Raw genomic sequence first — 609 nt, forward strand, 5'->3', positions numbered from 1 at the left:
AATCTTGGCAAGCCCACAGGTATACAATTTGTTGACTCCACTAAAATAGAAGTGTGTCACATCATCAGAGCTAAAAGAAATAAAGTGTTTGAAGGCGTTGCTCATCATGGAAAAGGCACTATGGGTTGGTCATATGGATTCAAACTACATTTAATAATTAATCATTTAGGTGAGATTGTGGCGCTAAAGCTCACAACGGGCAATGTGGATGATCGAGAGCCTGTTTCTGATATGGCGGACTCTATCTTCGGAAAACTCTATGGCGACAAAGGTTATATCAGCAAAGCGCTCTCTGGTGAGTTACTAGAAAAAGGTGTCGAGTTGATCACGACGGTTCGAAAGAATATGAAGAAAAAATTTATTTCATTGTGGGACAGGGCTTTATTGAAAAAACGATTTATAATCGAAACGGTGAATGATCAATTGAAAAACATTTCTTACATTGAACACTCTAGACACCGCAGTATGCATGGCTTTATGCTAAATTTACTTGGTGGATTAATTGCCTATTGCCTAAAAGAGGAAAAGCCGTCATTAGATTTAACATCGCAAGAACTTGAAATTTTAGAGAGTAATAATCTAATGTTGGCTTAACCAGATCTCAGGTTA

1 protein-coding gene is annotated in these 609 nt (G+C 37.6%); it reads left to right on the forward strand.

Going from position 1 to position 609, the window contains the following annotated elements; translation table 11 throughout:
• The coding region (locus CWC30_RS12780; protein ID WP_138627277.1) for an IS982 family transposase at positions 1 to 594 on the forward strand (594 nt) is incomplete at its 5' end.
• Positions 595 to 609: the final 15 nt, after the last annotated feature.

It is taken from the genome of Pseudoalteromonas sp. S4741 (assembly GCF_005886135.1).
In the GTDB taxonomy this organism is placed as follows: Bacteria; Pseudomonadota; Gammaproteobacteria; order Enterobacterales; family Alteromonadaceae; genus Pseudoalteromonas; species Pseudoalteromonas tetraodonis.